Origin of the sequence: Streptomyces sp., from assembly GCF_036566765.1 — a bacterium.
In the GTDB taxonomy this organism is placed as follows: domain Bacteria; phylum Actinomycetota; class Actinomycetes; order Streptomycetales; family Streptomycetaceae; genus Streptomyces.
Genome location: NZ_DATCVQ010000710.1, coordinates 1 through 2,009, shown reverse-complemented (window position 1 = coordinate 2,009; position 2,009 = coordinate 1). Strand labels below are relative to the sequence as shown.

Annotated in this window: 2 protein-coding genes; both read left to right on the top strand. The window is 75.3% G+C overall.

Translation table 11 applies throughout. The features are described from left to right. A partial coding sequence (locus VIU94_RS41220; RefSeq protein WP_331920218.1) for a hypothetical protein occupies positions 1-880 on the top strand: 880 nt, incomplete at its 5' end. Between the two features lie 59 nt (positions 881-939). Further along, positions 940-1,737 (top strand): DUF1684 domain-containing protein, encoded by a 798-nt coding sequence (locus VIU94_RS41215; protein ID WP_331920216.1) that lies wholly within the window; start codon positions 940-942, stop codon positions 1,735-1,737. Positions 1,738-2,009 lie beyond the last annotated feature (272 nt).

The window sequence follows — 2,009 nt, the reverse complement described above, 5'->3', positions numbered from 1 at the left end:
GGCGGGGGCCCGTAGCGGGTCCGCGGTCGGGTTCAACACCGCCGTGCTCGTCGACGCGGTGGACCGGCAGCTCGGCATCGAGACCCTGGCCGGGCCCGGGACGCCGATCCTGACGGTCACCGAGCCGACCGAGACGGCCACCGCGGCGGCCTTCGCACACACCGCGGTCCTCGCCGGGCGGCCGGGCAACGCCGAGCCGCTCGCCGAGGCGGGCCGGCTCTTCGGCCGACTCGCGCACCTCCTCGACGCCGTGGAGGACCGGACCGCCGACGAGGCGTCCGGCGCGTGGAACCCGCTGACCGCCACCGGCACCTCCCTGGAGGAGGCCCGCCGGCTCGCGGACGACGCGCTGCACGGCATCCGGCTGGCGCTGCGGGACGCCGAGTTCGTCGACGGCAAGCTGACGCATGTGCTGCTCGCGCACGAGCTGGGCCGCTCGATCGACCGCGCCTTCGGCACGACGAGCTGCGCCCACCAGGGCGGGCACCAGCCGGGGCCGTACGGGCCGGGCCCGCAGCAGCCCGGGCCGTCCGCCCCCGGTCCGTACGGCCCGGTGCCCGGCAACCCGTACGCTCCGGGCCCCGGCGGCCCGGGCGGGCCCGGCGGACCGCTGCCGCCCGAGCCGCCGAACCGGCGCGGACTCATAGCCGGCTGCGCGGTCTGGATGGCGCTGGCCTGCAGCTGCCAGATGTGCTGCGGGACGTACGAGGACCCGTGGGACCGGGAGCGCCGCGAGGGCCTGTGCAATCAGTGCGACTGCGGCAACTGCGACTGCAGCGGCTGCGGCGACTGCTGCAACTGCTGCGGGAGCGGGGGCGAGGGCGGCGGCGACGGAGGCTGCTGCGACGGCTGCGACTGCGGGTGCGACTGCGGCTGCTGACGCCCCCTCACCCCCTGCTGCCGCCTACTTCCGTGTCCCGTGTGGAAGGGTTGAGCACCATGAGCACGGATGCACAGCAGGACCGGCAGCACTGGCAGCACTGGCACGAGCGGCGCTCCGCCGCGGTCGCCGAACCGCACGGTCCGCTCTCCCTCACCGGCACGTACTGGCTCGCCGACCACCCGGAGGGGCGAATTCCGGCCGTTCCGGGGGAGTGGCGGGAGGACGGCGACGAGGTGGTCCTCACCGCCGGCGGTGAGGACGCGATCACCGTCGACGGCAAGCCGCTGATCGGTACGGTCCGGCTCACCGCCGACCACGGCCCCATCCCGGAGTCCCGCGTCGAGTCGGCCGGGCGCCGCCTGGTCGTGTTGCGCCGCGAAGGGCTGTGGGCGGTACGCGACTTCGACCCCGAGTCCTCGGCGCGGCGCGCCTACCGGGGCATCGAGGCGACCGGGTACGACGCGGGCTGGGTGCTGCAGGGCGTCTACCGGCCGTACGAGGCGGCGCACAGCGTCCGGGTGCAGAACGCCGACGGGCGCGAGCGCGGACTCGGGCTCGCCGGGGAGATCGTGTTCGCGATCGGGGGAGCGGAGCACAGCCTGCGGGTCGCGGTCGAGGACGACGGCTCGCTCTGGGCGGTCTTCGCCGACGCCACCAGCGGGAAGGGCAGCTACCGGTTCCGCTTCCTGCGGCCGGCCGCCCCGGCCGCGGACGGCTCGGTGACGGTCGACTTCAACCGCGCCCTGCTGCCGCCGTGCGCGTTCGCGGACCACTTCATCTGCCCGTTCCCGCCGCCCGGGAACACTCTGGCGGTTCCGGTACCGGCGGGGGAGCGCCAGGTGCTGACCGCCTGACCTGGGGGTGGACGGGGCGGCCGGGCGCGGCCGCCCCGTACGTCACCGCGGTCCCGTCCGTCGCGCGGTCTTGTGCGCGGTCCCGTACCGGTCCACTATCGCTGGCGGTGCATGTCAGGGACACATCATCCTGATGGCGCCTCACGGGCCCGCCACCCCCGGGCCCCTCCACTTTTTGAGGAGGATTTCAGTGAGGATCAAGCGCACCCGACTGCTCGCCGTCGCGGCGGGCCTCGCGGCCACCACCGCTCTCGCCTTGCCCGGCGCCCAGG